Source organism: Halorubrum sp. SP3, from assembly GCF_005435195.1.
Taxonomy (GTDB): Archaea; Halobacteriota; Halobacteria; order Halobacteriales; family Haloferacaceae; genus Halorubrum; species Halorubrum sodomense.
This window is the reverse complement of sequence record NZ_SGTU01000288.1, coordinates 1-536: the sequence shown is the minus strand read 5'-3', so window position 1 is coordinate 536 and position 536 is coordinate 1. Positions and strand designations below refer to the sequence as shown.

Below are 536 nucleotides of genomic sequence, written 5' to 3'. Positions count from 1 at the left end.
CAACCCAGTCATATCACCGAACACGATGACGGCGTTGCGCTCCTGAGCGCGAGCGATCAGTTCGTTCGCCACCTGATACAACTCGTGTTCGACCGTTCTGGATTCCTTGTCACCGAGGCGCTCCATGACCTGCGCTCCGGAGCGCACCTTCCTCTTTCCGATGGATTTGCGGAGTTGCTTGTAGTGTTCGCGGACGCGACGGACTTCTGCGCCGTGGAACGTGGTGTCACGGTCAGAGAGGAACGTGCTGACGGCTATCCATTTCGCACCCATATCGACGGCGAGTACGTCGTCGTAGGCGTCTGCGACGGCCACAGACCGTTTACAGACGAGGTGGACGTACCACTCGCCGTCTCGCTGGACGAGTTCCGAATCGCGGATACACTCGTCGGTGAACAGATGCGTGTCTTTTTCGGGGACGCGAACGGGCACCCAGACGCTATCCCCGTGTTCCTTCTCGGGGTTGTAGACTGGGAGTTTGAACCACCACGACGAGAGAACAGTGTCTTCGTCGTGTTCGATGGTGATACAGTCGT

General features: G+C 58.4%; 1 pseudogene. It reads right to left on the bottom strand.

Annotation, left to right across the window (positions count from 1 at the left end):
• A pseudogene (locus tag EXE42_RS16595) lies at positions 1-536 on the bottom strand (RNA-guided endonuclease TnpB family protein); the annotation flags it as partial.